The following is a 346-nucleotide window of genomic DNA, read 5'->3' on the forward strand; positions in this document are numbered from 1 at the left end:
GGATAACCCCTCCTCTTAACCTTCCAGCACCGGGCAGGTGTCAGCCCCTATACTTCACCTTGCGGTTTCGCAGAGACCTGTGTTTTTGCTAAACAGTCGCTTGGATCTATTCACTGCGGCTCTCTCGGGCGATAAACCCTATCAGAGCACCCCTTCTCCCGAAGTTACGGGGTCATTTTGCCGAGTTCCTTAACGAGAGTTCTCCCGATCATCTTAGGATTCTCTCCTCGCCTACCTGTGTCGGTTTGCGGTACGGGCACCTCTTTCCTCACTAGAGGCTTTTCTTGGCAGTGTAGGATCAGGGACTTCGGTACTAAAATTTCCCTCGCCATCACAGCTCAGCCTT

1 rRNA gene is annotated in these 346 nt (G+C 52.6%); it reads right to left on the reverse strand.

The window, feature by feature from the left end:
• Positions 1-346, reverse strand: a 23S ribosomal RNA gene (locus FS458_RS20470); the annotation flags it as partial.

The sequence above is a fragment of the Fictibacillus phosphorivorans genome (assembly GCF_007673525.1).
Classification (GTDB): Bacteria; Bacillota; Bacilli; order Bacillales; family Fictibacillaceae; genus Fictibacillus; species Fictibacillus phosphorivorans_C.